Origin of the sequence: Bradyrhizobium sp. SZCCHNGR1005, assembly GCF_032489995.1 — a bacterium.
Classification (GTDB): domain Bacteria; phylum Pseudomonadota; class Alphaproteobacteria; order Rhizobiales; family Xanthobacteraceae; genus Bradyrhizobium.
This window is the reverse complement of sequence record NZ_JAUEZC010000002.1, coordinates 1,046,108-1,073,086: the sequence shown is the minus strand read 5'-3', so window position 1 is coordinate 1,073,086 and position 26,979 is coordinate 1,046,108. Positions and strand designations below refer to the sequence as shown.

General features: G+C 64.5%; 32 protein-coding genes and 1 pseudogene. 27 read left to right on the top strand and 6 right to left on the bottom strand.

The genetic code is table 11. The features are described from left to right. Positions 1–232 precede the first annotated feature (232 nt). From QXZ85_RS11075 to QXZ85_RS11065, 3 genes are all read left to right on the top strand, one after another. Positions 233–1,363, top strand: coding sequence for a TAXI family TRAP transporter solute-binding subunit (locus QXZ85_RS11075; RefSeq protein ID WP_409977839.1), 1,131 nt, complete (start codon positions 233–235; stop codon positions 1,361–1,363). Between the two features lie 237 nt (positions 1,364–1,600). Then, the gene (locus QXZ85_RS11070) at positions 1,601–2,551 is read left to right on the top strand and encodes an aldo/keto reductase (RefSeq protein WP_316174084.1); all 951 of its coding nucleotides are present in this window, start codon (positions 1,601–1,603) and stop codon (positions 2,549–2,551) included. A 323-nt stretch (positions 2,552–2,874) separates the two neighbouring features. Continuing rightward, positions 2,875–3,432: a PAS domain-containing protein gene (locus QXZ85_RS11065; protein ID WP_315701816.1), complete on the top strand. Its 558-nt coding sequence runs from the start codon at positions 2,875–2,877 to the stop codon at positions 3,430–3,432. Here the strand turns inward: QXZ85_RS11065 and QXZ85_RS11060 are convergent. Genes QXZ85_RS11060 through QXZ85_RS11050 form a run of 3 tightly spaced genes read right to left on the bottom strand, consistent with a single transcriptional unit; the run spans position 3,417 to position 4,206 of the window. Beyond that, positions 3,417–3,653 carry a hypothetical protein gene (locus QXZ85_RS11060; protein ID WP_315701817.1) on the bottom strand — a complete coding sequence of 79 codons (237 nt, stop codon included), beginning with the start codon at positions 3,651–3,653 and terminating at the stop codon, positions 3,417–3,419. The two genes, QXZ85_RS11065 and QXZ85_RS11060, sit on opposite strands and share 16 nt — an antisense overlap. A gap of 56 nt (positions 3,654–3,709) precedes the next feature. After that, positions 3,710–3,958: a hypothetical protein gene (locus QXZ85_RS11055; RefSeq protein WP_316174082.1), complete on the bottom strand. Its 249-nt coding sequence runs from the start codon at positions 3,956–3,958 to the stop codon at positions 3,710–3,712. Positions 3,959–4,008: 50 nt separating this feature from the next. Further along, positions 4,009–4,206 carry a hypothetical protein gene (locus QXZ85_RS11050; protein WP_316174080.1) on the bottom strand — a complete coding sequence of 66 codons (198 nt, stop codon included), beginning with the start codon at positions 4,204–4,206 and terminating at the stop codon, positions 4,009–4,011. A 249-nt stretch (positions 4,207–4,455) separates the two neighbouring features. Between QXZ85_RS11050 and QXZ85_RS11045 the strand changes: the two genes are divergently transcribed. Then, on the top strand, positions 4,456–5,298 hold the full coding sequence (locus QXZ85_RS11045) for an NAD(+)--dinitrogen-reductase ADP-D-ribosyltransferase (protein WP_316174078.1): 843 nt from the start codon (positions 4,456–4,458) through the stop codon (positions 5,296–5,298). A 10-nt stretch (positions 5,299–5,308) separates the two neighbouring features. Then, entirely contained in the window at positions 5,309–6,205 is an 897-nt protein-coding gene (gene draG, locus QXZ85_RS11040; RefSeq protein WP_315765532.1) for an ADP-ribosyl-[dinitrogen reductase] hydrolase, read from the top strand. A 20-nt stretch (positions 6,206–6,225) separates the two neighbouring features. Here draG and QXZ85_RS11035 read toward each other — a convergent pair whose 3' ends face one another. Beyond that, positions 6,226–7,476, bottom strand: coding sequence for a cyclin-dependent kinase inhibitor 3 family protein (locus QXZ85_RS11035; protein ID WP_315765533.1), 1,251 nt, complete (start codon positions 7,474–7,476; stop codon positions 6,226–6,228). A 261-nt stretch (positions 7,477–7,737) separates the two neighbouring features. Beyond that, positions 7,738–8,784: a zinc-dependent alcohol dehydrogenase family protein gene (locus QXZ85_RS11030; RefSeq protein WP_315765535.1), complete on the bottom strand. Its 1,047-nt coding sequence runs from the start codon at positions 8,782–8,784 to the stop codon at positions 7,738–7,740. A 161-nt stretch (positions 8,785–8,945) separates the two neighbouring features. Here QXZ85_RS11030 and QXZ85_RS11025 point away from each other — a divergent pair. The 19 genes and pseudogenes from QXZ85_RS11025 (at position 8,946) to QXZ85_RS10935 (ending at position 23,514) form a co-directional block, all read left to right on the top strand. After that, positions 8,946–9,157 (top strand): annotated as a pseudogene (locus QXZ85_RS11025) (hypothetical protein). Positions 9,158–9,245: 88 nt separating this feature from the next. Further along, complete coding sequence (locus QXZ85_RS11020; protein WP_315728922.1) at positions 9,246–9,569, top strand: c-type cytochrome; 324 nt, start codon at positions 9,246–9,248, stop codon at positions 9,567–9,569. 166 nt (positions 9,570–9,735) lie between these two features. Next, the gene (locus tag QXZ85_RS11015) at positions 9,736–10,419 is read left to right on the top strand and encodes a helix-turn-helix domain-containing protein (protein WP_315701826.1); all 684 of its coding nucleotides are present in this window, start codon (positions 9,736–9,738) and stop codon (positions 10,417–10,419) included. 445 nt (positions 10,420–10,864) lie between these two features. Beyond that, positions 10,865–12,268 (top strand): sigma-54 dependent transcriptional regulator, encoded by a 1,404-nt coding sequence (locus tag QXZ85_RS11010; RefSeq protein ID WP_315742336.1) that lies wholly within the window; start codon positions 10,865–10,867, stop codon positions 12,266–12,268. Continuing rightward, on the top strand, positions 12,255–13,070 hold the full coding sequence (locus QXZ85_RS11005) for a GvpL/GvpF family gas vesicle protein (protein WP_315765537.1): 816 nt from the start codon (positions 12,255–12,257) through the stop codon (positions 13,068–13,070). The genes QXZ85_RS11010 and QXZ85_RS11005 overlap by 14 nt, the downstream gene beginning before the upstream one ends. A 97-nt stretch (positions 13,071–13,167) precedes the next feature. After that, a complete protein-coding gene (locus QXZ85_RS11000) occupies positions 13,168–14,637 on the top strand; it encodes a PAS domain S-box protein (protein WP_315701829.1) in 1,470 nt (489 codons plus the stop codon). A gap of 1 nt (position 14,638) precedes the next feature. Then, positions 14,639–15,049 (top strand): response regulator, encoded by a 411-nt coding sequence (locus QXZ85_RS10995; RefSeq protein WP_315742334.1) that lies wholly within the window; start codon positions 14,639–14,641, stop codon positions 15,047–15,049. A gap of 202 nt (positions 15,050–15,251) precedes the next feature. Then, positions 15,252–15,470 carry a gas vesicle structural protein GvpA gene (gvpA, locus tag QXZ85_RS10990; protein WP_123176516.1) on the top strand — a complete coding sequence of 73 codons (219 nt, stop codon included), beginning with the start codon at positions 15,252–15,254 and terminating at the stop codon, positions 15,468–15,470. Between the two features lie 84 nt (positions 15,471–15,554). Further along, the gene (locus tag QXZ85_RS10985) at positions 15,555–16,181 is read left to right on the top strand and encodes a hypothetical protein (protein ID WP_316228789.1); all 627 of its coding nucleotides are present in this window, start codon (positions 15,555–15,557) and stop codon (positions 16,179–16,181) included. Beyond that, positions 16,178–17,203 carry a gas vesicle protein GvpN gene (gene gvpN / locus QXZ85_RS10980; RefSeq protein WP_316174073.1) on the top strand — a complete coding sequence of 342 codons (1,026 nt, stop codon included), beginning with the start codon at positions 16,178–16,180 and terminating at the stop codon, positions 17,201–17,203. The genes QXZ85_RS10985 and gvpN overlap by 4 nt, the downstream gene beginning before the upstream one ends. A 1-nt stretch (position 17,204) precedes the next feature. Further along, positions 17,205–17,525 carry a hypothetical protein gene (locus QXZ85_RS10975; protein WP_315701833.1) on the top strand — a complete coding sequence of 107 codons (321 nt, stop codon included), beginning with the start codon at positions 17,205–17,207 and terminating at the stop codon, positions 17,523–17,525. 141 nt (positions 17,526–17,666) lie between these two features. Further along, a complete protein-coding gene (locus QXZ85_RS10970) occupies positions 17,667–18,026 on the top strand; it encodes a hypothetical protein (protein ID WP_315701834.1) in 360 nt (119 codons plus the stop codon). 48 nt (positions 18,027–18,074) lie between these two features. After that, complete coding sequence (locus QXZ85_RS10965; RefSeq protein ID WP_315763925.1) at positions 18,075–18,803, top strand: GvpL/GvpF family gas vesicle protein; 729 nt, start codon at positions 18,075–18,077, stop codon at positions 18,801–18,803. A 192-nt stretch (positions 18,804–18,995) separates the two neighbouring features. Beyond that, the gene (locus tag QXZ85_RS10960; protein ID WP_315701836.1) at positions 18,996–19,268 is read left to right on the top strand and encodes a gas vesicle protein GvpG; all 273 of its coding nucleotides are present in this window, start codon (positions 18,996–18,998) and stop codon (positions 19,266–19,268) included. After that, positions 19,255–19,863 carry a gas vesicle protein GvpJ gene (gene gvpJ, locus QXZ85_RS10955; protein WP_315701837.1) on the top strand — a complete coding sequence of 203 codons (609 nt, stop codon included), beginning with the start codon at positions 19,255–19,257 and terminating at the stop codon, positions 19,861–19,863. Before QXZ85_RS10960 ends, gvpJ begins: the two co-directional genes overlap by 14 nt. Positions 19,864–19,875: 12 nt before the next feature. Further along, on the top strand, positions 19,876–20,208 hold the full coding sequence (locus QXZ85_RS10950) for a gas vesicle protein (RefSeq protein WP_315701838.1): 333 nt from the start codon (positions 19,876–19,878) through the stop codon (positions 20,206–20,208). Then, positions 20,205–20,720, top strand: coding sequence for an Hsp20/alpha crystallin family protein (locus tag QXZ85_RS10945; protein ID WP_315701839.1), 516 nt, complete (start codon positions 20,205–20,207; stop codon positions 20,718–20,720). Before QXZ85_RS10950 ends, QXZ85_RS10945 begins: the two co-directional genes overlap by 4 nt. Before the next feature lie 40 nt (positions 20,721–20,760). Then, on the top strand, positions 20,761–21,318 hold the full coding sequence (locus tag QXZ85_RS10940; RefSeq protein ID WP_315701840.1) for a hypothetical protein: 558 nt from the start codon (positions 20,761–20,763) through the stop codon (positions 21,316–21,318). Between the two features lie 24 nt (positions 21,319–21,342). Continuing rightward, positions 21,343–23,514: a CDC48 family AAA ATPase gene (locus QXZ85_RS10935; RefSeq protein WP_315701841.1), complete on the top strand. Its 2,172-nt coding sequence runs from the start codon at positions 21,343–21,345 to the stop codon at positions 23,512–23,514. A 187-nt stretch (positions 23,515–23,701) separates the two neighbouring features. On the opposite strand, the gene QXZ85_RS10930 is transcribed toward QXZ85_RS10935, so the two are convergent. Further along, positions 23,702–24,595 (bottom strand): LysR family transcriptional regulator, encoded by an 894-nt coding sequence (locus tag QXZ85_RS10930; protein WP_315701842.1) that lies wholly within the window; start codon positions 24,593–24,595, stop codon positions 23,702–23,704. A 417-nt stretch (positions 24,596–25,012) separates the two neighbouring features. Between QXZ85_RS10930 and hpxZ the strand changes: the two genes are divergently transcribed. The 3 genes from hpxZ (at position 25,013) to QXZ85_RS10915 (ending at position 26,897) form a co-directional block, all read left to right on the top strand. Beyond that, complete coding sequence (gene hpxZ / locus QXZ85_RS10925; protein ID WP_315701843.1) at positions 25,013–25,483, top strand: oxalurate catabolism protein HpxZ; 471 nt, start codon at positions 25,013–25,015, stop codon at positions 25,481–25,483. A 5-nt stretch (positions 25,484–25,488) separates the two neighbouring features. Then, complete coding sequence (locus QXZ85_RS10920) at positions 25,489–26,391, top strand: DUF3891 family protein (protein ID WP_315742321.1); 903 nt, start codon at positions 25,489–25,491, stop codon at positions 26,389–26,391. A 101-nt stretch (positions 26,392–26,492) separates the two neighbouring features. Then, positions 26,493–26,897 (top strand): recombinase family protein, encoded by a 405-nt coding sequence (locus QXZ85_RS10915; protein ID WP_315742319.1) that lies wholly within the window; start codon positions 26,493–26,495, stop codon positions 26,895–26,897. Positions 26,898–26,979: the final 82 nt, after the last annotated feature.

Genomic DNA, 26,979 nt, shown 5'->3' with positions numbered 1-26,979 from the left:
CCCGCCCAACTTCAGCTCGCTACGCTGCCCCACAATTACACCGCTGCCGCCGCACCCCCACCATCGCAATACCGCCATGGGCTTGGCGCTATCCGGGCTTCGCCAAACCTGAGCCAAACTTCAGCCCGGTTCCAATGGAACCATGCGTGCATAGTAAGAAAAATTGGGGGAGCGTTCGGTGCATTGTGCGGCGCGCGTAGTTGTTTGCGCACTCATCTCGACCGTCGTTGCGATGCCGGCCGGCAGCGCCAGAGCCCAGCAACTGCGGCAGCGCGCGCCCGCAGCCGCTGTCGCCCCCGCCGCCCCAGCGGTGGGTCCTTCCATGGGCTCCTTGCCCGACCGGGAAGCGCTGAATTCCGGGACCGTGACGGTGATCACCGCTCCGATCGGCGGTCCGATGTCGGTGATGGGCTCCGACATGGCCGCCGTCCTCGACGACGGCGAGAATCTGCGCGTGCTGCCGATCCTGGGCAGGGGCCCGGCGCAAAATCTCATCGACATCGTCATGTTGAAGAACATCGACATGGGCTTCGTCACGACCGACGCACTGGACTATGTGAAGAACGAATACAACATCCCGGACCTCGGCCAGCGCGTGCGCTACATCGCAAAGCTGTTCTACAACGAGGTTCATATCATCGCGCGGCCGGAAATCCGCAGCCTGCAGGATCTCGAGGGAAAGCGCGTGTTCGCCGAACGCAGTATCGGCCTGCCGGCGGCGCGCGCGATCTTCAGACGCTTCGGCATTCGGGCCGACATCGACTCGCAAACCGATCCGACCGGCGGTCTGCAGAAGCTCATCGACGGCCAGGGAGACGCCTGGATCGCCTCCGTGTCGAGAGATGCGCCCATCATCAAGAGCGTCAAGAACGACGGCGGCCGACTGCATCTGCTTTCGGTTCCCTACGACCGCTCGCTGCAGGACATCTACTTCCCCTCGAACTTCACGTCCGACCAATATCCGAACCTGGTGCCGCCGGGCATCAAGATCGAGACCGTCGCGGCGCCCACCGTGCTCATGGTCTATAATTGGCCCGAGCAGAGCGAGCGTTACCGGCGCACGGCGCGTTTCGTGAACGCGCTGTTCGACAAGATCCAGATTCTGCAGTCGCCGCCACGCAATCCCAAATGGCGCGACACCGTGCTGTCGGCCACAGTCCCCGGACTGATACGCTTCAAGGCGGCGCAGGAATGGCTGGACGGCGCGCGAACGGAGCCATCGCCGCCGCAGATCCAAGGATCTCCGGCGGAATTCCGCAAGTTCCTCCAGGAGCGCAAGGCTCAGGTCAATCTCACGCCCGAACAGGCCGCGCAGCTCTACAGCGATTTCCTAAGACGGCAGCGGACCAAGGAGGCGCGGTAAGGCGGGCCACCGCGCGACACGTGACCGGCGTGCCTTGAAACCGAAGAGGACGACACAGCACCGACACCCGGATTCGTATCGCCTCCGTAGGCGGGTGGCGAAACCGTCCGCACCCCCGTCAGATCAACGTCCCGCGATGTCCCGCCATGCCGTTGCCGGGGTGGTCAGCCCTTTTGAACAAGGTCATTGTGACCCGTCGTCGTCGCCCACCCGCCACGCCAGAAATCGAGTGCGCCCATGAAGCTTCGTCCGCTCGGCCGTTCCGGCCTCACCGTTCCGCCCCTCTGCTTCGGCTGCAACGTGTTCGGCTGGACCGTGGATGAGGCCGCCTCGTTCCGCCTGCTCGACAAGGTGCTGGACTCGGGGCTGAACTTCCTGGACACCGCCGACGTCTATTCGCGCTGGGTGCCGGGCCATAGCGGCGGCGAGTCCGAGACCATCATCGGCAAATGGATGAAGCTACGCGGCAACCGCGATCGTATCATCCTCGCCACCAAGGTCGGCATGGACATGGGCGACGGCAAGGTCGGGCTGAAGGCCGACTACATCGCCCGCGCGGTCGAGGATAGCCTGCGCCGGCTGCAGACCGACGTGATCGATCTCTATCAGTCGCACAAGGACGACGAGACGACGCCGCAGGAAGACACCCTGGCGGCCTATGACAAGCTGATCAAGGCCGGCAAGGTGCGCGCGATCGGCGCCTCGAACTTCTCCGCGGAGCGGCTGCAGGCCGCGCTCGACATTGCCAAGAACGACGGCCTGCCGCGCTATGAAAGCCTGCAGCCGGAATACAGCCTCGCCGAACGCTCGTCCTACGAAGGCGCGCTGCAGCGCGTCTGCGAACAGAACGGGGTCGGCGTCATCACCTTCTTCTCACTCGCTGCGGGCTTCCTGACCGGCAAGTATCGCTCGGAAGCCGATTTCGGCAAGAGCCCGCGCGGCGAGCGTAGCGTTGCCAAATACATGAACCCGCGCGGCATGCGCATCCTGGCCGGCCTCGACGAGGTCGCCAAGGAGACCGGCGCCGAGCCAGCTTCGATCGCGCTGGCTTGGCTCTTGGCCAAGCCGTCGGTTACTGCCCCGATCGCGAGCGCCACCAAGCCGGAGCATGTCGACACGCTGGTCGCGGCAACCAAGCTCGCGCTCAGCAAGGACCAGGTCGCGCGGCTCGACGCAGCGAGCGCGTGAGCCGCGAACCGACGGAAGTCCGGCCCCGCCGATCTGGTCGGCACCCAGCCACCGGCGCGCCGCCTAGCCCGCCGCATCCGCAAAGAGCCCCCGCGAAGGCCGATCTCAGCATCTGGCTCGCTCGGGCGAGGATGGGTTTATCGGCCGTCAAGGAGACCTGAGCCGCGCTATCCGGACATTCTGAAGCACCCGGCGGGCTTCCCACACGGTCCGCCCTGGCATAGAATTGGGTTGGAGCGCGGTAAGCGCATCCGCGCCATTTGCTTTACAGGATCATGAAACGATTCATCTGTGAGCAGAACGTCGCTCATTTTCAGCGGCTTTTGAGCGAAACCAGCGAGCCGACCCTGCAAGGGACGCTGGGACGGCTGCTGGCGACCGCCAAGCGCGAGCTGGCGCTGCTCGACGCGGATCAGGACGGGGCGGCCCCATCGCTGCACGGGCAACGCCCGACCGAGCCCGGCGACGCAGCCTCGATCCGGCGGCAATTCCTCGCGGACTTCGACGGCTCGCCGCATCCCTACATGCTGCTCGATCCCGGACCGCGCCTGCAGATCGTCGATATCAACGCCGCCTACGCCGCCGCGACCTTCACGACGCGCGAGGACATCGCCGGAAAATCGCTGTTCGAGGTCTTCCCGGACAATCCGGACGAGCCCCTCGCCGACGGCGTCAGCAACCTCTACACGTCACTGAAGACGGTCGCCCAGACCGGCCGCCCGCATGCGATGGCCATCCAGCGCTACGACGTGCGCGGTCCGGCCGGCGCGTTCGTCGAAAAACACTGGCAGCCGGTGAACACGCCCATCCACGACGATGAAGGACGGCTGGTTTTCCTGCTGCATCACGTGGAAGACGTCACCGATCAGGTGGTGCGCTGAGAACGACGCGGCCGCGCCGGACCGCGACCGGATGGTTCGCTTTGCACCAGCAGCTTGCCGGTGCTGCCATTGACGAAATGCAGGGATCCGCAGGCTGGGCACGGCATCGAAACATAGGCCTGGTCGCTCTCGCACAGCGGGAGGTCCGGCGGGAGGTCCGTGAGCCAATGCTGCACGTTCATCCCCGTTCTCGGGCACTTGTAGACGATATTGCGGTCCATGGCTGATAGGCCGTCCCTGTGTCGGCGTGGTTGCGCTGCGTCAATCCCGGGCAGCGCTACTGCATCGTAGAGCGCGCGGGCTGCGGTGCATGTTGCTGCAATCCCCTCAAGATGGAGTCGCGGTGCGCCACATGCCCGGCCTGGCAGCGGCGAAACGTATCCAACAGCGCCAGCGCCGACGTGGCGTCGTGGCCATGACTATCCAACTCCGCAACGATCTGCTCCTGACGAGCCATGTGATGCGCGCCTTGCGCAACCCGCTTGTCGGCGTCGATCAAATGCTTCAACTCGACCGTGCGATCCATTGCCAGTGCTCCCGATCAGACGCCATCAATTGTCGCTGCTCCGGCTTGGCTCAGCGCGCGATGCCGGCAACGGCGCTGGCCATCACCGGCGCCTTCGCCGCCACGACGACGGCAACGCTCTCGCGGCCTGCGAGGTCCGCCGAGCGAAACGAGATACTGACGGCTGCAACGGCAGTTGCCGCCACCAAAGCCATGATCACGATCTTCAGATGGGTCGCTCGATCGGCGGTGTAAATCGAATGGTTCATCGGAGCACCGAAGCCGTTGTCCGCAGTCGAAACTTACGCAAACCGGCGCCCAGGGGCCATTCGGGGGCGTTCCTTACGTAGTTCGCCGGAGCTGCGGTCTCATCCCTCGCCGGGTGCGGAACGCCGCAGCAGCGGTGGGGCGCGGAAGCAGCCGGCGGCAGCCGCACCGCCAAAGCTGACGGTATCGCGCAGGATTGGGCGCGCGAACAGGCGGCGCAGGGCTTTCCTGGCGCCGCGCGAAGCCTCATCATGGTCTCCATGAACGTCATGAACGACGCAGGACAGCGCCCGCGGCGCACCATCGGCCATTCGACCAATCTCGTGGGACGCCCCTCCGAGTGGCTGGCGAGTTGTGCCTTCAACGACGCGCCGGTGCCGCTGCACATCTGGGGCGTCGTCGAGATGAACGCGAACCTGTTTACGATGCTGGCGCAGGCCGACGACCTCGCTGAAGCCGGCGAGGCGTTCTCCGCCTACATGATGGCGATGTTCGGCCTCGATCCCGAGCAGCGCCCGGCGACCGCCGCCGACAAGCGGCGCTTTCGTTCGTCGTTCTTGCGGCTGATCCAGGGCTGGAGCTTCGACAGCAATGGGGCGGAGGGCGCCGTGCTGAAGGGCTGGGTCGAGAGCAGGTTCGGCATCTGTCCCTCCTTCCACAATGAGATCATCGAGCGGGTGTCGAGCCGCGCCTGGACGCGCTATGTCGAAGAGAAGATGTCGAGCCGCTTCCACAACAACGCGATCTGGGTGCAGCTGGATCTGCTGTTCGAGTTCTGTCAATGGGCGATCCGACGCTTCGCTTTCCCGGGCCAGACGCATCTGACGCTGTATCGCGGCGTCAACGCGTTCGACGAGCATTGGATCGTGGAGCGGACGGGGCGGCGCGAGGCGGTGGTACGGCTGAACAATCTGGTCTCGTTCTCGTCCGACCGCGACACTGCCGGCTGCTTCGGCGACACCATCCTCACCGCGCGCGTGCCGTTGTGCAAGATCCTGTTCTTCAACAGCCTGCTGTCGTCGCATCCGCTCAAGGGCGAAGGCGAGTATCTGGTGATCGGCGGCGAATTCCGCGTCGGCGTGGACTATGTCTGAGAAAGCCCGCATGACCGCGACTGACCTCGAGGATCGCGCGCTCGCAGCCTATCTCGGCTTTGCGATCGGCGATGCGCTCGGGGCCACCGTCGAGTTCATGACCAGAAGCGAGATCGCCGCGCAGTACGGCGTGCATCGCGAGATCATCGGCGGCGGCTGGCTGAAGCTTGCGCCGGGAGAGGTGACCGACGACACCGACATGTCGCTCGCCCTGGGCCGCTCCCTGATCCGCAAGGCTGGTTTCGATGCCCGTGACGTCTGCGAGGAATTTGCAAGCTGGCTGATGAGCGGGCCGGCGGATGTCGGCAACACCTGCCGGCGCGGCATCCGCCGTTATGTCGCGCACGGCACAGTCGAAGGCGCCTTCTCCGAGGGCGACGCCGGCAACGGCGCGGCCATGCGCGTGCTGCCCGTGGCGCTCGCGACCTTGGGCGCGCCCGGCAAGGCCCAGGAGTGGACGCTGGCGCAGGCGCGTGCCACGCATCATCATCCGCTTTCCGACGACGCATGCCTTGCGCTGGTGCGCATGACGCACGGCCTGCTGCAGGGCGGCGGAAAAGACGCGGTGCGGCACGAGGCCGAGGCCCTTGTCGGCAAGCACCGCGCGTTTCGCTTCACGCCCTATCCGGGGCAATGCTCCGCCTTCATCGTCGACACCATGCAGACCGTGCTGCATCATTACTTCGGCGCGGACTCCTTCGCCGAGATCGTCGTGCAAACCGTCAACCAGGGCGGCGACGCCGACACCGCCGGCGCGATCGCCGGGATGCTGGCCGGCGCAACCTACGGGCTGGAGGCCATCCCTGGGCGCTGGCTCGCGGCGCTCGACCAGGACGTCGCCGCAACGATCCGCGCGCAGGCGGTGCGACTGCTGGCGATGTCGCGGGCGGCCGGCCCGGAAGGCTGATCAACCCGGAACGCTCCCGATCAACCGACGTGCCGGCCTGCTGCGCTCGCCCGCGCCGCCATGTCGGCCTTGCGTGCGATCAGCTTCTCGGCCAGTCCAATGCTGCCGCCATGCGCGGTCACCACCGTCCGGATCGCATCGTCGGGAATGCGGGTGACCACGGCGATGGCATCTTCGATCGCAGCGGGGCTCATGTCGCCGAACAGCCTGACCGCATGCGGATTGTCGGGATCTGCGCGCAATGTGTCGAGTTCGCCAACGCGTGGACCGAATGCCTTGCCTTTCGGGTCCCCCTGCGCGCGAAACTCGAGCGCGCCGCCGACATCGAGCGTCGTGACCACGCCGTTCACGACGCCCTGGTTGTCGCCGTCGAATCCGGCCGCATCCCAGTTGGCCGTCCAGGCGTGCACACCGAACCAGCGCTGCGCCGCTCTGCGCTCGTCCGCGCTGAGCGCCGACACATGGTGCTTCGCGAGCGCGACCAACACGGTCGCGACCTGATCCGGCGCCTTGGTCTTGATGTAAGTGAGCGTCGGAGCGCCGGCGAGCCGATAGAGCCTGGCCGCGATGATCTCGTTGCGCGCATGCGCGGCCGACTCCAGCGACTTCACATAGAACCGCCGGCCCGCCGCGTCTTGATAGATGCCGGCGGGATGACTGCCCATGCCGCGGCCGATCTTCTGCATCGAGGCGGTGTCGAGGACCTCCTCATCGGCATCGTCGATGGCTTTCGTCCGCTTCACCAAAGCGAGCTGCGCCGGGGTTTCGATCGCGCCCGGACGGACGCGGCGAACCTCGCGAATGGCCTGCTCGGGCGGCATGCCCAGCTCGACCAGCAGCCGGGCAGCGATCATGCCGGCGCGGCCGAGCCCGCCCTTGCAATGCACGACGATATCTTCGCCCTGGCGCAGAAGCGCGCGGATCTCGCGGCCATGGCTCTGCCACTGCGCCTCGAAGCCTGGGGGCGGCACCGAATAGTCCGGGATCGGCAGATGCCGCCAGTCGAGCCCGCGGGCACGGACCTCCGCGCCGAGATTTGGCACCTTGAGCGCCGCGAGCTCGGCCGGCTCGACCAGCGTCAGCACCGCGCGCGCGCCCCAGGCAGCGATGACGTCGAGATCGGCGGCGAGTTCGCGCGCCCAGGCCCCGGTGTACGCGACGCTGTCATGCTTGCCGGGACAGAAGGTGATCCCGATCCGCCCATGCGAGGGGCTCGCCCGCACCTCCGCGATCTCCAGAGGATGGGTCTGGCTCGTCCGCGCTCCAACCATGCAGCCGCTTTCGCAAACCCTACTGGATTGAACAGCGTAGCCACCGCGGCGACGCGCTCCGCTCTGAAGCTGCCGACCATAATCCTTTTCCGCTCAACTCCCAACCAGCGTTCCCGCTGCGGCGGATCCACGCCTCCCCGCTCGCCTTCACGACGACGCGCGTTGGCAAGACCCGCCGCGCGTTCGAACCGACGAAGGAAAAGCGTCGACCGGGACGCGATCAAGCGTCCAGGGCAGGACCATCCGGGCTCAGTTCGAATGTCAGCCAGACTGGGCTTCGATCACCACCTTCAGCGCGTTGTTCCTGGCGGCGTTGGCAAAGGTATCGTAGGCCTCGATCATCTGCTCCATCTTGAAGCGATGGGTGATCAGCCGCGTCGGATCCAATTTCCCGGACTGAACCGTCTTGAGCAACATGGGCGTCGTCGCGGTGTCGACCAATCTGGTGGTGATGGCGATGTTGCGGTCCCAGAGCTTCTCCAGATGGAGGTCGACCTTGACGCCATGCACGCCCACATTCGCGATCACCCCGCCCGGCACGACGATGTCCTCGCAGGTGATGAAACTGGCGGGAACGCCGACCGCCTCGATCGCGGTGTCCACACCGCGGCCAGCGGTCATCTCCATGATCCTGTCGGCGGCCTTGCCGCCGACATTGTTGATGACATCCGTCGCGCCGAAACGTGACGCGACCTCGAGCCGATTGTCGTCCATGTCCACCATGATGATCCGCGCGGGCGAATAGAATTGCGCGGTCAACAGAGCGGCAAGCCCAATCGGCCCGGCGCCGACGATTGCGACCGTCGAACCGGGCTGCACCTTGCCGTTGAGCACGCCGCATTCGAAGCCGGTCGGAAGGATGTCGCTGAGCATCACCAGCGCTTCCTCGTCCGTCCCGGGCGGAATGTGGTACAGGCTGGTGTCCGCATGCGGGATCCTGACGAACTCGGCCTGCGTCCCGTCGATCCTGTTGCCCAGAATCCAGCCGCCGGTCACGCAGTGGGAGTACATCCCCCGCCGGCAGTAGTCGCACTTGCCGCAGGACGAGATGCAGGAAACCAGGACGTGGTCGCCCGGCTTGAAGCCAGTCACGGCCGCGCCGACCGCGTCGACGACGCCAACCCCTTCATGGCCGAGGATACGTCCTGGAGCGCAGGTCGGAACGTCTCCCTTGAGGATATGAAGGTCCGTCCCGCAGATCGTCGTTTTCGTGATCCTGACGACCGCATCCGTCGCGTCGACCACGGCCGGCTTCGGCCGCTCCTCGACTTTTTTGGTTCCGGGTCCGAGATAGACAAGTGCTTTCATGTGCAGCTCCTGCTTCGACGACACCTCGCGGGCCGCGCCGCCAGGCGCTCGCCTGTCCGTCACCTTGCTCTTACCTATTCATACTGCGATCAATTGACGGCCGTGACCGGCTTGATGACGGCGATCGCCGATCACACCTGTTTGTGAACAGGAGGTTGCGCATGCCACGCTTCATCGTTCGATTCATGAAGGACATCCTCGGCGAAACGGCCAAGTCTGCGAGATCTGCGAGAATGCCGTCGAGCTCGATGCGGGAAGCGAACGCGAGGCCGAACAGAAAGCCAAGGAACGATTCTGCCGGATCCACGGCACCCATGACTGGTCTCTCCATGCAGATCGTGTGAAGGTGGCTCCGGGCGATTTCCCGTCGTAGTTCCAGCCTCGTGCACGCCATTCGGTTGGCCGACAGACTGATCGCCGCTTCCGTTGAGGTCAGGCATCAAACGCATGGAACCCTCGGTATGACAGAAGCCTTCAGACTCTCGACCGTCCTCTTGTCCGTCGCATGTTGCGTCTTCGCGATTGCCGCACCCTGTGCGGCCGCAGATGCAGCCCATGGCAAAGACATCGCAAAACGCTGGTGCGCGAGCTGCCATCTCGTCGAAAGCGGGCAGACGAGTGCAACCGATCGGGCGCCGCCGTTCAGCTATCTGGCGACAATTCCGGAGTTCGATCAGAACAGGCTGGCCTTCCTGCTGCTCCTGCCGCATCCGAACATGCCGAAGGTCTCGCTCAATCAGGCAGATGTCGCAGATCTGGCGGACTACATCCGCTCGGTCAAATGAGCGCGCCGCGGCGGGTGCCCGGGCGCTGCGGAATCAAGCCCTTGCAGGCACATTCGGCCGCGGTTGGGCTCAGGACATCTACGTAGGGAGACCACCTTAAGAATTCTGCCTAAATTTCCACGCGGGCGGGGCTCGCGTAATTGATCTCCATCAACAGGAGATTGCCATGCTCACCGCCGCCCTCAACGTCCGTCCGCTCGTCACCCACAAGCCGGTGCCGTCCGTGTCCCGCGTTTCCGATCAGTTCGCAGCGATCGCAGGCCTGGTCGCAAGCGAGTTCTCCTACAAGAAGGATGAGGAGATCTTCGGGGAAGGCGAGACCGCCGAATATGTCTATCAGGTGGTCTCGGGCTCGGTCCGGACCTACAAGCTGCTGTCGGACGGACGGCGCCAGATCGGCTCCTTCCACGTGCCGGGCGACGTGTTCGGTCTCGAAGCCGGCACGGCCCACCGCCTGACGGCCGAAGCCATTGTCGACACAACCGTACGCCTGGTGAAGCGCTCGAGCCTCGAAAAGGCAGCCACCACCGAGGTCCAGGTGGCGCGCAAATTGTGGAGCATGACAGCCGCCGAGCTCAAGCATGCCGAAGACCATATGCTGCTGCTCGGTCGCAAGAACGCGATGGAAAAGGTCGCGGCATTCCTTCTGGAGATGGACCGGCGGCTCGCCGGGGCCGGCATGCTGGCGCTGCCGATGTGCCGGCGCGATATCGGCGACTATCTCGGCCTGACGCTGGAGACGATCTCCCGCGCGCTGTCTCAGCTCCATGCCGAGGGCGTTCTCGGGTTTTCCGGTGCCCGGCAGATCGTGCTGCGCAATCGTCAGCACCTGCGCGACATGGATGCGTGAGCCGCGCATGGCCGACGCCGCCGACGGTTGGCCACCACTCGTCAAGTGGCCAACCCCAGAGGGAGGGCGGACATATTCATGGCGAATAGGCGGCGACGCTGAAGAGCCATCAATTTGCTGAGGCTTGTCCGTGGCGAGGTTCGTCCCGAGCGTCTCAGCCCTTTTAAGTAGAATATTTATCTATATCAAACTATAGATCGTAATAGAATATCGAGAATTGAGCAGAACTCGCACGCCGCTTAGCGGCGACGCAGAGCTTGTATACTGTCAAAAAGTCCTAGAAGCCAGTAGTGTCCCCGTAGCTCCATAAGATGAGCGAGTCACGTCCGTGAAATAAATTAATCCACGACTCCTGATGACTCTCGTTGACACGATACAACCACGAATATAACATACGTTATCCTCAATTTTACCGACCCTCCCGTCGCAACGACGGAGCTACCTGATGCCGCAGCAGCCCACGGTTCTTCTGATCGACGACGATGAGGATATGCGGTGGGTGATGCGCAACATCCTTGTCGGCGCCGGCTTTACGGTCGCGGAAGCTGACGCAGGTGGAGCAGGCTTGGCAGCCGCCTCGCTCCGGATGCCGGATGCCGTACTGCTCGACATGCGCATGCCTGGACTTGGTGGCGACGAAGTGCTGCGACAGCTAAGACGTCTCGCGCCGGATCTCCCTGTGATCATCGTCACAGGCCACGGCAGCATTCCGGGCGCCGTGAGCGCCATGCAAGGCGGCGCATTCGAATACATCACAAAGCCGTTCCGTAACGAACATCTGATGGACATCGTCCGCCGGGCGCTCAAGGGCTGGAGCAGCGCCGATCGCAGGCGTCGGAGCGGCGTCGCCGCGACTCTCACCGAAGCCATGGGGCGGAGCCAGGCGATCGAGGATCTGATCTGCCAGGTCCAGGCGGTCGTCTCGACGGATTATTCGGTCGTGATCCAGGGCGAGACCGGCACGGGAAAGGAGATCGTCGCGCGCTGCCTTCATCAGCATGGTCGCCGGGCCGAGCAGCCGCTCGTTGTCGTCGACTGCGGGACGATCGGCGAAACGCTCACCAACAGCGAATTGTTCGGTCACGAGAAGGGCGCCTATACGGGCGCTCACGAGCGTCGCCATGGCTGGTTCGAAGAAGCCGCGGACCGCGGAACGATCTTCCTGGACGAAATCGGCAATCTCGGCCTGAGCGGACAGAAGGCCGTGCTGCGAGCCCTCGAAGAGCATACGATCTTCCGCGTCGGAGGCACGCGGCCGATCCACGTCGACATGCGCGTCATTGCCGCAAGCAACGACGATCTGGAGGAGCGCGCTCGAGCCGGGAGCTTTCGGGAGGATCTCTTCTTCCGTCTGGCCGAGTATGTCATCACCCTGCCGCCGCTCCGCACGAGGCCGGAAGACATTCCCTATCTATCGAAGCGATTCCTGAAGCAGGCCTGCGAGGCGCTCAATCGTCCGCCGATCGACATCTCGCCTGCGGCGATCGATCTGCTCCAGTCCCACCGCTGGCCGGGGAATGTGCGCGAGCTGCGCAATGTGATCAAGCGGGCTGTCCTCCTCGCCACCGACGACGTGATGCCGAGTCATCTTGCCTGCAGCCTTGGCCGGGACTGTTCCGCTCGCGCCGGCTCCCAGCAGCGCATGACCGCATCCTCGGCATCGCTGCGCCAGCGCATCCGCAGTGAAGTCGACGTAATCGAACGCGACGCGGTGTTCGACGCTCTCGAACGCGCCGGAGGAAACAAGGCCGAAGCGGCACGGATCCTCGGCGTGGACTACAAGACGTATCGCGTGAAGCTGAAGAAGCTGACGGAACGCCAAGGGGCAGCTCTTGATGAGCGCCCTTGAGCGGCCTGTCGAGGCCATCACAGATCGCTCGCCACCGGCGACCGTGGTCACGCTGTTTGCCTTCGCCAGGGCGGCCGACATGGTCCGGGCTCCGCCGCTGGAGCGCGAGGGCCTCCTGCTTCACCGCGCAGGACAAGTCGCGGCGGTGGCAGGCCTCGTTCCTGCCGAGGACTACTGCGGCGCCGCGGCTGCGGAGCATCTGGCCGACGCCGCCTGGCTCGCGCCACGCGTACGGCAACACGCCGAGTTGGTCAGCTGGACCATGACATGGTCTGCGGTCTTTCCTGTACCCTTCGGTACGCTCTATTCGAGCCTCGATGGTCTGTCCGCGTTCGTGCATGCGCATGAAGCGACCATCATGCGTTTTCTCGAAATGACTGCCGGCAAGCAGGAGTGGGAGCTGCAGGCGAAGGCGTCCCTCGCCGATCCCGGCGTGCTCGACGAGTTGGCCCGCGATGCATGGCCGGGCTGGCAGGAATTGCCCAAGGGCACGCGCTATATGCGCATCTGCCGGGACCGCGCCAAGCTGCATGAACTGGGACGCGCCAAGGCGCTTGAAATGGCGCGTGGCGCTGTCGGGACCATTCAGGCTCTGACGACCGATATGCACGAGGCCAGGCGCGGTCGTGACAGCGGCGGGAACGAGTTGGTTGCCCGCTGGGCGCTTCTCGTCCCCACGGAAAACATTCAAACCTTGCAGGCCCGCACCCATGCGCTGAACGGCTGCGCTCCGAACCAACTGCTCAATCTCAGCCTCTCCGGTCCGTGGCCGCCCTTCAGCTTTCGGCCGGACCTCAGGTGAAGTGATCCGTTGCCTGGAGCGCGCGAGCGCCCCGGGCCAAGCACCGGGAGCTACGACATCCATGTCGTGGCCGGTCGCATAATGCCGAGGATGACAGATGAATCTCGTGACGCTGCATTACGAGACCCTGTTCCACGCCCTCATGGCGACGATCCCGTCGTCGATCCTGATCCTCGACGAGCGACTTGCGGTCGTGACCGTGAACCACAATTTCCTCGAGAAATCGCGCGCAACCCTGAATTCGATCTTGGGGCGCCGGTTGCAGGAAATCTTCCCGTCGGCGTTCGAAGACACGGCGCTGGAAGCCCAAATCCGCAAAGTCGTCGCGTCCGGCAATACGCTGCACCGTCAGCGGATGAGCTATCGTGCCCCCGGTGTTCCGCTGCGGATCTATTCGTACAGCATCTGTCCATTGCGGCTGCAGGACGATGCGCGCGGCGCCATTCTCGTGATGGATGATGTGACGGACCTCTTGAAACTAAGCGAAGAAGTACGCCGGATGCAGACGCATCTCGCCCGCATCGTCGAAAGCGCCGGAGACCTGATCATCTCGACCGACCCGAAGGGCGCGATCATGACCTGGAATGCCGCGGCCGAGAAGTCGACGGGCTACGCGGCGGCGGAAGTGCGCGGTACGCGGCTGGCCGAGCACATCGACGAGCCGGAAAATAGCGAAGTGGAGGCCTGCTTCCGCAACATCGCCGAGATCGCCGAAAACCAGCCGGTCGAGTGGCCCATGCGCTGCCGGAGCGGAACGTCGATTCCCGTCTCCTGGCGGCTGTCGCGAATGACCAACGACACCGGCGAGGTCTCCGCCGTCGTCGTCGTCGGGCGAAATCTCGTCGAGCAGCGGGCCATGGAGGAGCAGGTGCGCCAGGGCGAGAAGCTCGCCGCCCTCGGCATGGTCATTGGCGGCATCGCCCACGAAATCCGCAATCCCCTCGGCGTCAGCTCGGCGGCGGCCCAACTGCTGCGACGCGGGATCACCTCGCCGGCCCTGCTCGAAGAATGCGTCACAAAAGTCATCGGCGGCATCGACCGCGCCTCCGTCATCGTCGAAAGCCTGCTGCGCTTCGCCCGGCCGGGACCGATCAAGGAAACGACCCGGGTCAATATGGTCGAGGTGGCGAAAAATGCGTTGATGTTCGCGTCGGGCGAGGCCGCAGCGAGAACCAATGTCGAGTGGGATCCGCCGCCGCCGGCCAACGGCATCTACGCCGAAGGCGTTCAGAACCTGCTCGAACTGGTCGTCATCAACCTGCTGCTGAACGCATTCCAGGCGATGCCCGACGGCGGCCAGCTGACGATCGGTATTCGACGGATATCGCGCGAGGTGATCGTTGAAATCGGGGACACTGGGCAGGGAATTCCGGAATCCCATCTGACCAAGATATTCGATCCGTTCTTCACGATGCGGGGCGGCAGCCGGCGATCGGGCCTCGGGCTGTCGGTGTCCCATTCCATCGTGCGCCAGCACGGCGGCAGCGTGTCGGTGCGGACAGCCGCCGGAGTCGGCACGACGTTTACGGTACGGCTGCCGGTCTATCGGGCAGAGGGGGATCGCTGAGATGGCGCAGCAGATAAAGGACGCATCCCTGAAGACGGTGCTCGTCGTCGACGACGATCAGGACATGTGCTGGGTCCTCAATGTCGCGCTTGCAGATTTAGGCTGCGACGTGACGACCGTCAGCTCGGCGCAAGAGGCTCTTGCGCTGGTGGCCGAGCAGGCCTTCTCCATCGGATTCATCGACGCGCGCCTGCCGGATATGGACGGGCTCCGGCTGATCAAGGTGCTGCGGGAACTGCAGCCGGCCATCCGGATCATCATGGTGTCCGGATATTATTTCGAGGACGACGTGCCGATATCCGAAGCCGCGCAAGCCGCGGAGATCGACGGCTTCCTCGCCAAACCATTCCGGATTGAAGGGATCGCTGCGGCCTTGTCGAGCGCCAGCAAAAGCCCGGGCAAGAGGGGATGACGCCCGCTGCCGCCCGGGCGTCACCACCCCTGCAAGCGCGAATAACTGTCATTCAACTCTGCGGCGGGACGATAAGTACTTGATCGATAAGCGAATTATTTTTTTGGCAAAGCAACAGAGTCTGGCACCGCATTTGCGATTGGGAGTTCACGGCCGGCGAGCTTTGGCTCTCTTTCGGCCGCCACTGTAAGGAGAAGCTTCAATGGCACGCGTACAGAAATCGACGGACTCGTCGAGCCTTGCTGAAGTCGTCGACCGCATCCTCGACAAGGGCATCGTGATTGACGCCTGGGTCAAGGTCTCGCTGGTCGGCATCGAGCTGATCACGATCGAAGCCCGCGTCGTCGTGGCGTCGGTCGAAACCTACCTCAAATACGCCGAAGCGGTTGGACTCACCGCCTCTGCGGCAGCGCCTGCTTAACGCGGGCGTCACGGATGCCGGGAGGGCGTTTCCTCCCGAGCCGCACTCCCGGCAACCACATGCGTTCGAAACGGAGGACGAAAGATGGCGAAGGTAGCGGACGACATTCCCCGCGTGGCCACCAACATCGTGGCGGGCCGCCGGCAACGCGCAGAGCTGGCAACCGAAATCAAGCGGCAGACCCGCGACCGGCGCACCGAGGTACGCTCGATGCTGGCGCGAGCGAAAGCAACCCGAACTAACGCGGCCCGCGAGCTGGCGGCAACCATCGACGACGTCACGAAAACGCGCCATCGCGAGATACACTCCCTGCTCGCCGGAATGAACTCATCGCGGACCAGGGCCGGGCGCGAGCGAAGTCACGAGGCCGTGGCGACGATCAAGCTGCGCAGCAACGAGATCAAGTCGCTTCTGGCGCGTTGCCGGCGAGCGATGACTGCGCGGCGGCAATATCGTCGCGAGCGGGCGAGCGCCCAGCGCGCGGCCGCCGCGGAATTCATGCGGGATCTCACCAACGGGGTGGCGACCATGCTCGGCGGCTTCGCCAAGGACGATCGCCGTCGTGCTGCCGCCATACGGGAGCGGCTAGCCGGCTATGCGCGCGAGCGCCGCGCGGCGATCGTCGCATGGCGTGGAATCCTGGCTCCGCATTCGCGCGGTTACGGCCAGTTCGGCTCGCACGAACTTCGTAGCGAAGGAGAGACGGCATGAACGTCGCCCTTCTCTCCGACCTCGACGAAGGACGTCAGGCATTCAGCGGCGGGGACGCCTCCATCTCGATGGGGCCAAGCGACGCATTCGTGAACTCGCCCATGGTCCAGGACATCACGCAGCGAGCCCTGGCCTATCTCGCCGCGGGCTACGCCGTGCACTTCTGCGGGCCGGCCGGCACGGGGAAGACGACTCTCGCCTTCCACGTCGCGACCCAGCTGAGCCGCCCGACGGTGCTCATTCACGGCGATCACGAGTTCGGCAGCTCCGACCTGATCGGGCGCGAGAGCGGCTATCACAAGTCGCGCGTCGTCGACAATTACATCGCCTCGGTGGTCAAGCTCGAGGAGGAAGGACGCGCGCTGTGGATGGACAATCGGATCACGGCTGCGTGCCGGCTCGGTCATACGATCATCTATGACGAGTTCAACCGAAGCAAGCCGGAGGCGAACAACCCGCTCCTGAGCATCCTGTCGGAAGGCGTCCTCAACCTGCCGAAGCTGCATGGCAGGGGCGAGGGATACCTCAATGTGCATCCGCTGTTTCGCGCGATCTTCACCTCCAATCCGGCTGAATATGCCGGCGTCTTCCGCGCCCAGGATGCCTTGCTCGATCGCATGATCACGATCCATGTAAATTACTGCGACCGCGACACCGAGATCGCGATCACGGCGAGCAAGTCCGGCCTCGATACCCGCCGCTCAGAGAAGATTGTCGATCTCGTGAGGTTGTGCCGCTCCGAAGGACAGGATCATAGCTTTCCGACCTTGCGTGGTTCGATTGCGCTCGCCCGCGTCCTGGCTTCGCATGGCGGCGAAGCCGATGCGAAGAATCCGATCTTTGCGGGAGCCTGCCGGGACATTCTCGGCCAAGCCGTTTCTGGACGGGGCGAAGGCGGATTGTCATCAGCCCTGGTCGATCGGCTGCTGCGACGCCTGGATGCCGACGCCAACGCCGGCGGGCCCACGCCGGCCGAGGCGCGCCGCGAGCGCAAGGCGGCCAAATCGAATGGCGGAGGGTGACATGCCCGTGCATGCAAGACCTCGCGGCGTCTCCGATCTCCGCACCCTGACGGGGCGATCGGATACGGGCATCCCCGCTCACAAGGCCTATCTGCGCATCAGCTTTCTCGAGCTGGAGCGCGCTCGCAAGCTGCAGGAGATGCGGACTGCGCGCGGCAGGGTCGACGTCATCGACGCTCGCTTTCGCGAGATCGACGGCGAGATCGCAGACATCCTGGCCAACCTGCGCGGGACAGCGCCTCGCGCCCGGCCGGTCCAAGGTCCGCGTCCCGCGCCCGTGGGGTTGCGGCGGGCCGAGCGCAAATTCCGGCTTTCCTATTGAGGCGCCGGCGATGCACGACCGCAAGCAGGGCTCCGTCTCGTCTTCCCGCCGACGGGAGGGTGCCGGAGCCCGGCCAATTCATTTGCGTAGCGGCGCCAACGGAGGCGCCGGACATCCATGCAGACGGGAGGGATAGAGCCGATGGCAACCAAGATCGACGGTGCGGCTGAGCCGCAGCAGCCGAAAGCGCCGGTGCAGATGCCGCTCGGCCCGGAGATGGCGAGGCCCACCAGCAGGCTCGGCGCGGCCAGAGCCGCGATCCGGGACTTCCTGGTTCACGAGCTCGATGCGCGGGAGGTTCGTATCACCAAGATCGTTCCGCACGATCATGCCGACACCGGATGGACGGCGGAAGCCGAGATCCTGGTACTGAACCTCGAAGTCAAAATGCTCGGTCTGCCGCTGACCCAAGAGGTCCTCGAACGCGAACATTACACGGTCGAGCTCGACAGCGACCTCACCGTGAGATCGTACGAGCACAGGGAAGAGCTGCCGGATTAAGTGACCCGGCACGCCGAAGTGAACTCGAGTAGCTGACTGGAGTAGCTCATGGGCCTGTTTGTCTATGCCATCGGCCGCACCGGAGCGGTCGAACCGCCGCCGCTTCCCGGCGTGCTCGACCAGCCTGTCTATCGATACGGGACGGATTCGTTGAGCGCGGTCGTGAGCGACTATGGGCGCGATACAATCCGCCCCGAGCGTCGGCATATCGGCGCAGCACAGCGCGTGCTCGCCGCTCTCAATGCGCGCTTCGACGTCCTGCCGATGGCGTTCGGCACCATCACGAAGTCGGAGGCCGCCCTTCGCTCCTTCCTGGACCAACACTGCGAAAGCCTGTCGACCCAGTTGCAGCGGATCTCGGGGGCCGTCGAAATGGGGCTGCGCTTGACCCTTCAGGTCGATGACCCCGTCGCCTGGCTGGTCGCGCAGACGCCGGCCCTGCAGGTCGCGCGCGATCGAACTTTTCGCGGCGGCCGGCCGCCTTCGCACGACGCAAAGGTGCGGCTCGGCCAGATGGTCGATGAGGCCTTGGGTCAATACCGCGAGGATCGAACCAATCGAGTCCTGGCCGCGCTGGCCTCGTCCTGCGCCGAGGTGATCGCGTTGCCGGTTCGCGGCGACAGGGAAATCGCCAATCTCGCGGCGCTGGTGCCTCGCGCGGCGATCGACAAGTTCGAAGAGACCGTCCAGGCCTCGGCGGCGCAGATCGACGACGACATCGTCGTCAGCGTCGGCGGGCCTTGGCCGCCGCACAATTTCGTGCGGCTCGACGGATAGGCGGAGAGGTTCGTTCGCGAGACGGTGGCCCGGAGTTCCTGACGATGTTCATCGTTGATGATCTGCTGGCCGCACCGCTTCGCCTCGTGGCTCACGTTCTCAGCAAGATCGTGAGCGTCAAGCGATCCAGCGCGGCACGCCCCGCGGCGCTGGATCGAGACCGGACGACGACGGCAGACGGAGGACAGGATCATGTTTCTCATCGACGATCTCCTGGCGGCGCCGGCGCGCGGGCTGATGTTCGTACTGGAGAAGGTGAACGAGGCAGTTCAGAAGGAGCTCGAGGCGCAGGAACGATCGGCGATGGCTGACCTGACCGCGCTTCATCGCGCGCTCGAAGAGGGCAGGATCACCGAGGCCGAGTTCGACGCGCGAGAGGTCAAGCTGCTGGATCGCCTCGATCGGCTGCATGCGCAGGCGCAGGTCGAGGGTGAAGGAGATGAGAACGGTGATGATCGCTCCTGAGCCGGATCGTGCCGGCACCACGCGGTCGAACGGTCAGCGTCTCGATCTGGCGGAAGCGCTCGACCGGATTCTCCACTGCGGCGTTTCGGCTCAGGGAAATCTGACGATCGGGGTCGCCGACGTCGAATTGCTGTTCCTCGATCTCCGTCTGCTTCTTGGCTCCATCGACACGATCTGGCCGGAGGGGCGTCCGACCGCGAGCGGGGTCAGGCGGCCGCAGCCGCCTGGCCTCGCGCCTCCGGACACCGCGCCGGCGCCGCCGCCGGTCCCCTCGGGCGAGACCGGCAATGAAGCAGCCGCAGCGATGGGACTGGGCACACCGCGCCTCCGGGACACGAGCGGCACCGAGGGAAGATCATCGACCGCGCAGGGCCTCGTCCGTCTCGTGCTCACCCTCGTCAAGCTGCTGCACGAGGTGATCGAGCGGCAAGCACTGCGGCGCATGGAATCCGGACGCCTGACCGACACGCAGGTCGAGAATGTGGGGACGGCGCTGTTCGCTCAGGCCGAAGAGATTCTGCTTCTGCAGCGGCAGTTCGGCTTCTCAGACCAGGATCTTTCGCTCGATTTAGCGCTCCAGGAAGGAGCGCCATAAAGGATGGCCACGATGTCCGCCCACTCCATGACCCACTCGGTCGAAAGCACGAATATCGCAGACCTGCTCGAACGCATCCTGGACAAGGGCGTCGTCATCGCGGGGGATATCACCGTCAAGCTCGTCGAGGTCGAACTTCTGACCATCCAGATCCGTCTTGTCATCTGCTCGGTCGATCGGGCGCGAGAGCTCGGCCTCGATTGGTGGAATCACAACGGTGGTGCGGATCGCCTTCCGACCGGCGAACGACTCGCGCTTGCGGCCATGGACGAACGGTTGGAGCGAATCGAACGCGCGCTTGGTGCCGGTGCAGTGCCGGCGGAACAGAGGAGTGCGGCAGAATGACCAAGGATAGACAGAGCGGCGACGACACGACGGGCGTGGCCGGCCTGACCAAGATCGCGCGCGGTCTCTCGGACCTCTTCAACGTGCTGTCCGAGTTCGATCAGCTGCCGCGGCGCGGCCGTCACGAGAAGGACGGGCGCGTGATGGAATATTCGTTCAACACCCGCACGCTTCGCGAGGCGGCAGGCGAACGCTCCGAGCCCGAGGAGGAGCCCCAGCGTGCGGAAGCTCCACGACGTCGAGCGCCGAAGCCGAGTTCTCTGGATCTCCTCGAACCCGTCACGGATATTTTCCACGAGGCCGACGAAATCGTCATCCTGTTCGAGCTGCCGGGCGTCGAACGCAAGGATGTCCGTTGCCTCCTGGACGGCGACATCCTGCTGCTCGAGGCGCGGACAGGCGAACGGCTCTACCGCAAGGAAATGCTCATCGAGGAGAAGCTGGCTGGCGGCACGCCGCAGATCAGTCTGCGCAACGGCGTCCTGGAGGTCCGGCTGACCAAGTCGAAGTGACGTCCCCGCGCATCGCGCGGGCGGCGGAACGGATGGTGAGATGGCACGGTTGATCTACGTTCCGGTTGTGCACAGCGTCGCCGAGATGGGCTCGGTAGCGCCTGCGTATCAGGCCGCCTTCATCGCGCGCTATGGCGAGCGCAAGTGGACGGAACGGACGGCGGAATTCGAGGCCATTTGGCGCCTCATCGCCGAGATGCTCAACGCGCTCAAGCTCGATCTGCCGCACGTCAAACTCTACCAGGACAGCCTTCCGGTCTGCGGCCAGGAAGCGCGGATCGTCTCGGAGCTTGCGGCCAAGGGGAGTCCGAACCATCGCATCCTGGAGAGCCTCATGAAGGCCGGCGCGACGATCGTGGGGACCGAATCGCCTGCGCTGCTTCTCGACGAATACGCTCTGTTGCAATCAGCCGAGCGCACCGACGCGAAAGCCGCCGCACTTCTCGCTGCCCGCGATCGGTTCATCGCCAAGCGGATCGATGAGACTCTCGGTGAGGACGAGACCGGAATCCTGTTCATGGGCGCCCTTCACAAGGTGACCAGCTTTCTGCCGCCGCGCATCAAGGTCGAGGTGATCTCGCCGACGACCCGACGATGAGCCTAACGATACAGGGGAAGTTCCATGTCGAGCAAAGCGCCGGAACCGGAAGGCCAGCTCCTGCTGACGGTCATCGAGGCTCGCCGGGAGGATGTCGGCCGCGGCATCGTCCGGATCGATCCGGAGGCGCTTCGCCGCATCGGTGCGGGGCCCGGCGACGTGCTCGAAATCGAGGGGCGGAGCAAGACGGTCGCCAAGGCGATGCCGACCTTCAAGGAGCAGCGGGGCGAACATGTCATTCAGATCGACGGCGTCGGACGCACCAATGCCGGCATCGCGTTGGGGCAGAAGGCGACGGTGCGCAAGGTCAGCCATTCGGTTGCGCGCCGCGTCGTCGTAGCTCCGCTCGGAAGCGGCGCGCTGCACGAGGATGAGATCGAGCATACGGCGCGCCGTCTGGACGGGATCGCCGTCAAGGCGGGCGACCGCGTGCGGATTGCCCTGTTCGGGGGCAATCACCGCGATTTCCATGTGGTCCGTACCGAGCCCGATGGCCCGGTGATGATCCATCCCGACACCCTCCTCGCCGTCGAGCGGCCGCGCGAGGGGACCGCCGGCCAGCGCGCCACCGAGTCCGAAGACATCGTGACCTATGACGATCTCGGCGGATTGGAGCAGGAGGTTGCCAAGGTCCGGGAGATGATCGAGTTGCCGTTGACGCATCCGGAGATCTTCGAGCGTCTCGGCATGACGCCGCCCAAGGGCGTTCTGCTCCACGGTCTGCCGGGCTGCGGCAAGACGTTGCTGGCCCGCGCCGTGGCCCACGAATCCGAGGCGGCCTTCATCTATGTCAGCGGCCCCGAGATCATCCAGAAGTTCTACGGCGAGAGCGAGGCGCGCCTGCGCAAGATCTTCGACGATGCGCAGCGCCGCGCGCCCTGCATCATCTTCTTCGACGAGATCGACTCGCTCGCTCCGAAGCGCGAACGCGTGGAGGGAGAGGTCGAGAAGCGCGTCGTCGCCCAGCTGCTGTCCCTGATGGACGGACTGAAGAGCCGCGGCGATGTGATCGTGATGGCCGCGACCAATCGGCCGAACAGCCTCGATCCGGCGTTGCGACGCCCGGGACGCTTCGACCGTGAGATCGCCATCGGGATTCCGAACGAACATGCGCGCCGGGAGATCCTCGCGATCTACGCACGCGGTATGCCGCTCGATGCCGATGTCGATCTCGACCACCTCGCCGAATTGACCCATGGCTTCACCGGGGCCGATCTCAACGCGCTTTGCCGGGAAGCCGCGATGGCGGCACTGCGCCGGCAACTGCCCGATCTGTCGCTCGGCACCGGGCCGATACCTTACGAAGCGCTGATGACGATGAATGTGCAAATGGCCGACTTCCATGACGGGCTGGGCGAAGTGGCGCCGTCCGGCCTGCGCGAGGTCGCGGTCGAAGTCCCCAATGTGCGGTGGGAAGATGTCGGAGGCCTCGAGGCGATCAAGACCACGTTGACCGAATCGATCGCCTGGCCGCTGAGTCAACCCGCACTGTTCGAGCAGATCGGCTTGCAGCCGCCGCGCGGCATCCTGCTCTACGGGCCGCCCGGCAACGGCAAGACCCTGATCGTGAAGGCGCTTGCCTCGCAGTCGAACCTCAATTTCATCTCGGTCAAGGGGCCGGCGTTGCTGTCGAAATATGTCGGCGAGTCCGAGCAGGGTGTGCGTGAGCTCTTTGCCCGGGCCCGTCACGCAGCGCCCTGCATCGTCTTCCTGGACGAGGTCGACGCCTTGGCCCCCAAACGCGGCCAGGATCGTTCGCCGGTCACAGACAGGGTCGTCAGCCAGTTGCTCACCGAGCTCGATGGCATCGAGTCCTTAAGAGACGTCTGGATCATCGCGGCGACCAACCGCCTCGACATGATGGACGATGCGCTGCTGCGCCCCGGCCGGCTCGACTTCCATCTCGAAGTCTCGAAGCCGGATCTGACAGGACGCAAGGCCATCCTCGCCGTTCACCTCCGCAAGAAGCCGGTGAACAAGGACGTCGATGTTGCAGTTCTGGCCGAGCTGACCGACGGCATGTCGGCTGCCGAGATCCGGTTCGTCTGCGACCGTGCGGCTCTCAACGCGATCCGGCGCATCATCCCTGCCTCCGGCGGAAAGCCGATCGAGGCTGCCGCGGTCCGGATCGAGCAACGAGATTTCGACGATGCAGTCGCGGCGCAGCAGGCCTCGGACGGCGCGGCGAGCTTGTAGTGAGGTTCACCGGTCCGTAAACCTTGTCGCTGCGCCGCCACTTTGCGGCGTCGCCATCGCCGGTAACCAGATCGAGAACGAATAGTCGTGGTTTTCTCAAGCAAATGGCGCGCCACGTCCGATGAAAATAGGCACTATCGTTTCGCCGTGGCGCTATGATGCAACATTCATATCTGCGAACGATCGCTCACGCATCGCCCTGCAATTCTTCGGCAAGAAAATCGATGAAAGCACGGACCTTGCGCTGCAGGTGCCGGCCCGTGGGGTAAAGGGCGAATACATGGCGCACCGGAAACCGATAATCCTCAAGCAACCGGACGAGAGCGCCGCTTTCGATGAGCGGATTCGCAAGGAACTCCGGAAGTGCACCGATGCCGAGTCCGGCGACAAGCATGTCGCGCAGGATGATGCTGCTGTTAGCGGTCAGCCGCGTCGCGATGGCGACGGACGCCACCCCGTTCGGGCCGTTCAGCCTCCAGATGCCCGGCTGGTCGGCCAGCGAATAGGATAGGCAGGCATGTCCATGCAGGTCTCCGACCGTGACCGGTTCTCCATGAACCTGCAGATAGGCCGGAGCCGCGCAAATGATTTGGTCCACATCTGCGATCCTGCGCGTGATCATCGATGAATCCGCCAGGTCCACCCGCACGCGTATGGAAACATCGAAGCCGGCGTTGATCGGATCGAGCAGCTTGTCGTCCAATGTCAGATCCATCGCCAGCCTGGGATGAGCCGCGGCGAACTTCGGCAGGATTGGCGACAGAACGGTAATTCCGAAAGAGAGCGGTGCGTTCACCCGCAGGCGGCCGATCAATTCCGCCGCATCGTCGGACACGCTCCTCTCAAGTTCATCAACCTCGTCGAGGATCCTGCAACACTCCGCGAAATAGTTCGAACCTGTCTCGGACAGGCTCATCGTCCTCGTGGTCCTGTGCAGCAGCACGACACCAAGATGATCTTCCAACAATTTGATCTGCTTGCTGAGGCCAGCCGGCGAAAGGCATAAGTCCTCTGCGGCTTTGGCAAAGCTGCCGAGTTCGACCACCCGGCGGAAAGATCGCATTGCGTCGAGGCGATCCATGAAGCGTCTCAGAAGAGTTTGCCGCTATCGCCGAGCGATCTCGCCACGCATATAGGCCTACAGGCCTGCCCAGCGCTCGGACATGAATCATTCGGTCACTGTCTCACGGGAGTGATAGCAGCATTATTCGCTGCGAGCGAATAGACAATTCGCTGAGCTCCGGTTTTTGGTCCGGATCGGATCGAATAGCTTTGGAAAGATCGACGAGATCAGGGCGAACGTGCAAAGAGCGAGATCAAGGGCGGCGCCATCGCCTCCGTGTCGGCGAACCATGCGATTCCGATGGGTCAATTTGCCCAGATTGTCTCGCTCGCGGTGCGCAAGGTCTCTGAGGTTCTGATCAAACGAGCACACCGTCATGCATGAACCGGCAGCGAAGCGCCCTCATGTGCGCCGCCCCCTCGATGAGGCGAAGCAATGATAACGCGGACGTCAGTCGACATTCCTGAAGTGTTTCAGGACGTTTGCCGCGCCGTCGACGCTTACGAGATTGCCCTGACGTCGAACGATCTTCCGCGCTTGGCCGACCTTTTTGCGGCCAATGAACATGTCATTCGCTACGGGCCGCAGGAAAATCTCCACGGCGCGGGCGAGATCGCGGCCTTCCGCGCCGCCCGCCCGTCCGGCCCACGCCCAAGAACGGTCGTCGGCCGCTTCGTGACCACTTACGGACAGGACCTCGGCGTCGCCCACGTCGAGTTCAGACTGCCGGGACGACCGACGCTCGGACGACAGACACAGACTTGGGTCCGTCTTGAGGACGGATGGAAGATCGTCTCGGCGCACGTGTCCTACCTGGAAGAGCCGCCTGCGGTCTCTCAGGAAAACAGGGAAGCGACCGGCTCCGGCCGGGCCGACGGCCCGCATCGGACGGCAAGGGAGGAATAGGCAAAATGTTCAGGACGCAGGTGGGCGATGAGTACTGGATGGTCACGCATCCAGACCACATGGAAGTGGCTGGATATCTGGCGGCGCACTGGGGCAATCACGAGTTCATGGCGATGGGCGCCCCGTTCGGAGACGATGACCAGTCCGAGCTGCGCTTGAATGCGGCCCGGTCGGTGGCCATCCATGACAATGGATGGTGGGAGTGGGAGGCAGAACCGCGGCTCGACCCAGTCGGGCACCTGCCGGTTGACCTCACCGACGTGATGACGGATCTGCCGGACGCGTTCGGACGCTGGCGCATCGGCGCGGTGCGGTTCGAGCGCAGCAACCCTTTCGGGAGCGCGCTAATCGCCCACCATGCCCTCAATCTCTACAAGCCTCGCCTCGACGATGCGCCGAACGAGAACGATATTCACCCGCTGTTCTGGAAGCACCTGCCGCCCGTGGCCGATCGCGACCGCGCGGACGTCGCCGAGTTCGTCGGCGAGATGTCGCGCCTCAAGGCGAGGCTGCTCGGCCGGCTCGGCGAACGCAGCGAGACGGCGCACTGGGCCGACAGTGACAACGTCGCCCATAACGGACGCCTCATTCAGGTGCTCGATGCCATCGCGATCTATCTGTCGTCGAGCCTCATGCCGGGCATGAGTGACGAGCCGGTCGAAGGCTTCCAGAAGTATGCCTGGAATATTCTTCGCGTGCCGCGGTCGAGCGCCTCGGAGCGGGTGACGATCAAGGTGCATCCGGTCGGCGAGCGCGGGCTGCGATTCGATCCGTACCCGTTCGACATCAGCCCGCTTCCGGTTCTGGTTTCGATCCGTGTCTCGACAGGCTTCGGCTCTCGCAGCGACTTCAATCGTCGCTGGCCCGGAATCGAAAGACGGACCGTTCGATTTGAAATCGTCCGGTAAGCCAGGTTTTCGGGAAGCGCAAAGACGGCCGGGTGCGAACGCATCTTCAGTGAGAAGGCGTCCGGGCGCAGCACTGGGGCCGCCCTGAGTTCGGAAAGCTGATGAAGGCGCTGGCCCCGGGCGACACCGTCGTAGTGACGAAGCTGGACCGCTTGGCCCGCTCCTCCCGCGACCTTCACAACATCATGCACGACCTCGCCGCACGCGAGTGCGGCTTTGTCTCACTTGGCGAGGCATGGTGCGACACCACAACGGACGTGGGCCGCCTGATGCTCACCATCATGGGCGGGATCGCCGAGTTCGAACGCGGCCTTATCCGCAGGCGCTGCGAAGAGGGCATCGCCCGGGCCAAGCGCAAGGGCACCAAGTTCGGCCGGCCATCTGCGCTTGATGCTGGCCTGCGCCGACGCATCGCGGAGCGCTACGCCTCCGGGGAGACCATGGCCGCGCTAGCGCAAGAATACGAAGTCGGCGAAGCCACCATCTGGCGCGCGCTGCAAGGCTGAGGCGCGCGGCCCTCGCCGCCCCTTCCCTCCGCCATCGACCTCGGGCGGGGGGCGGGGCAAAAAGTCGCCTCGCGGCCTGGGG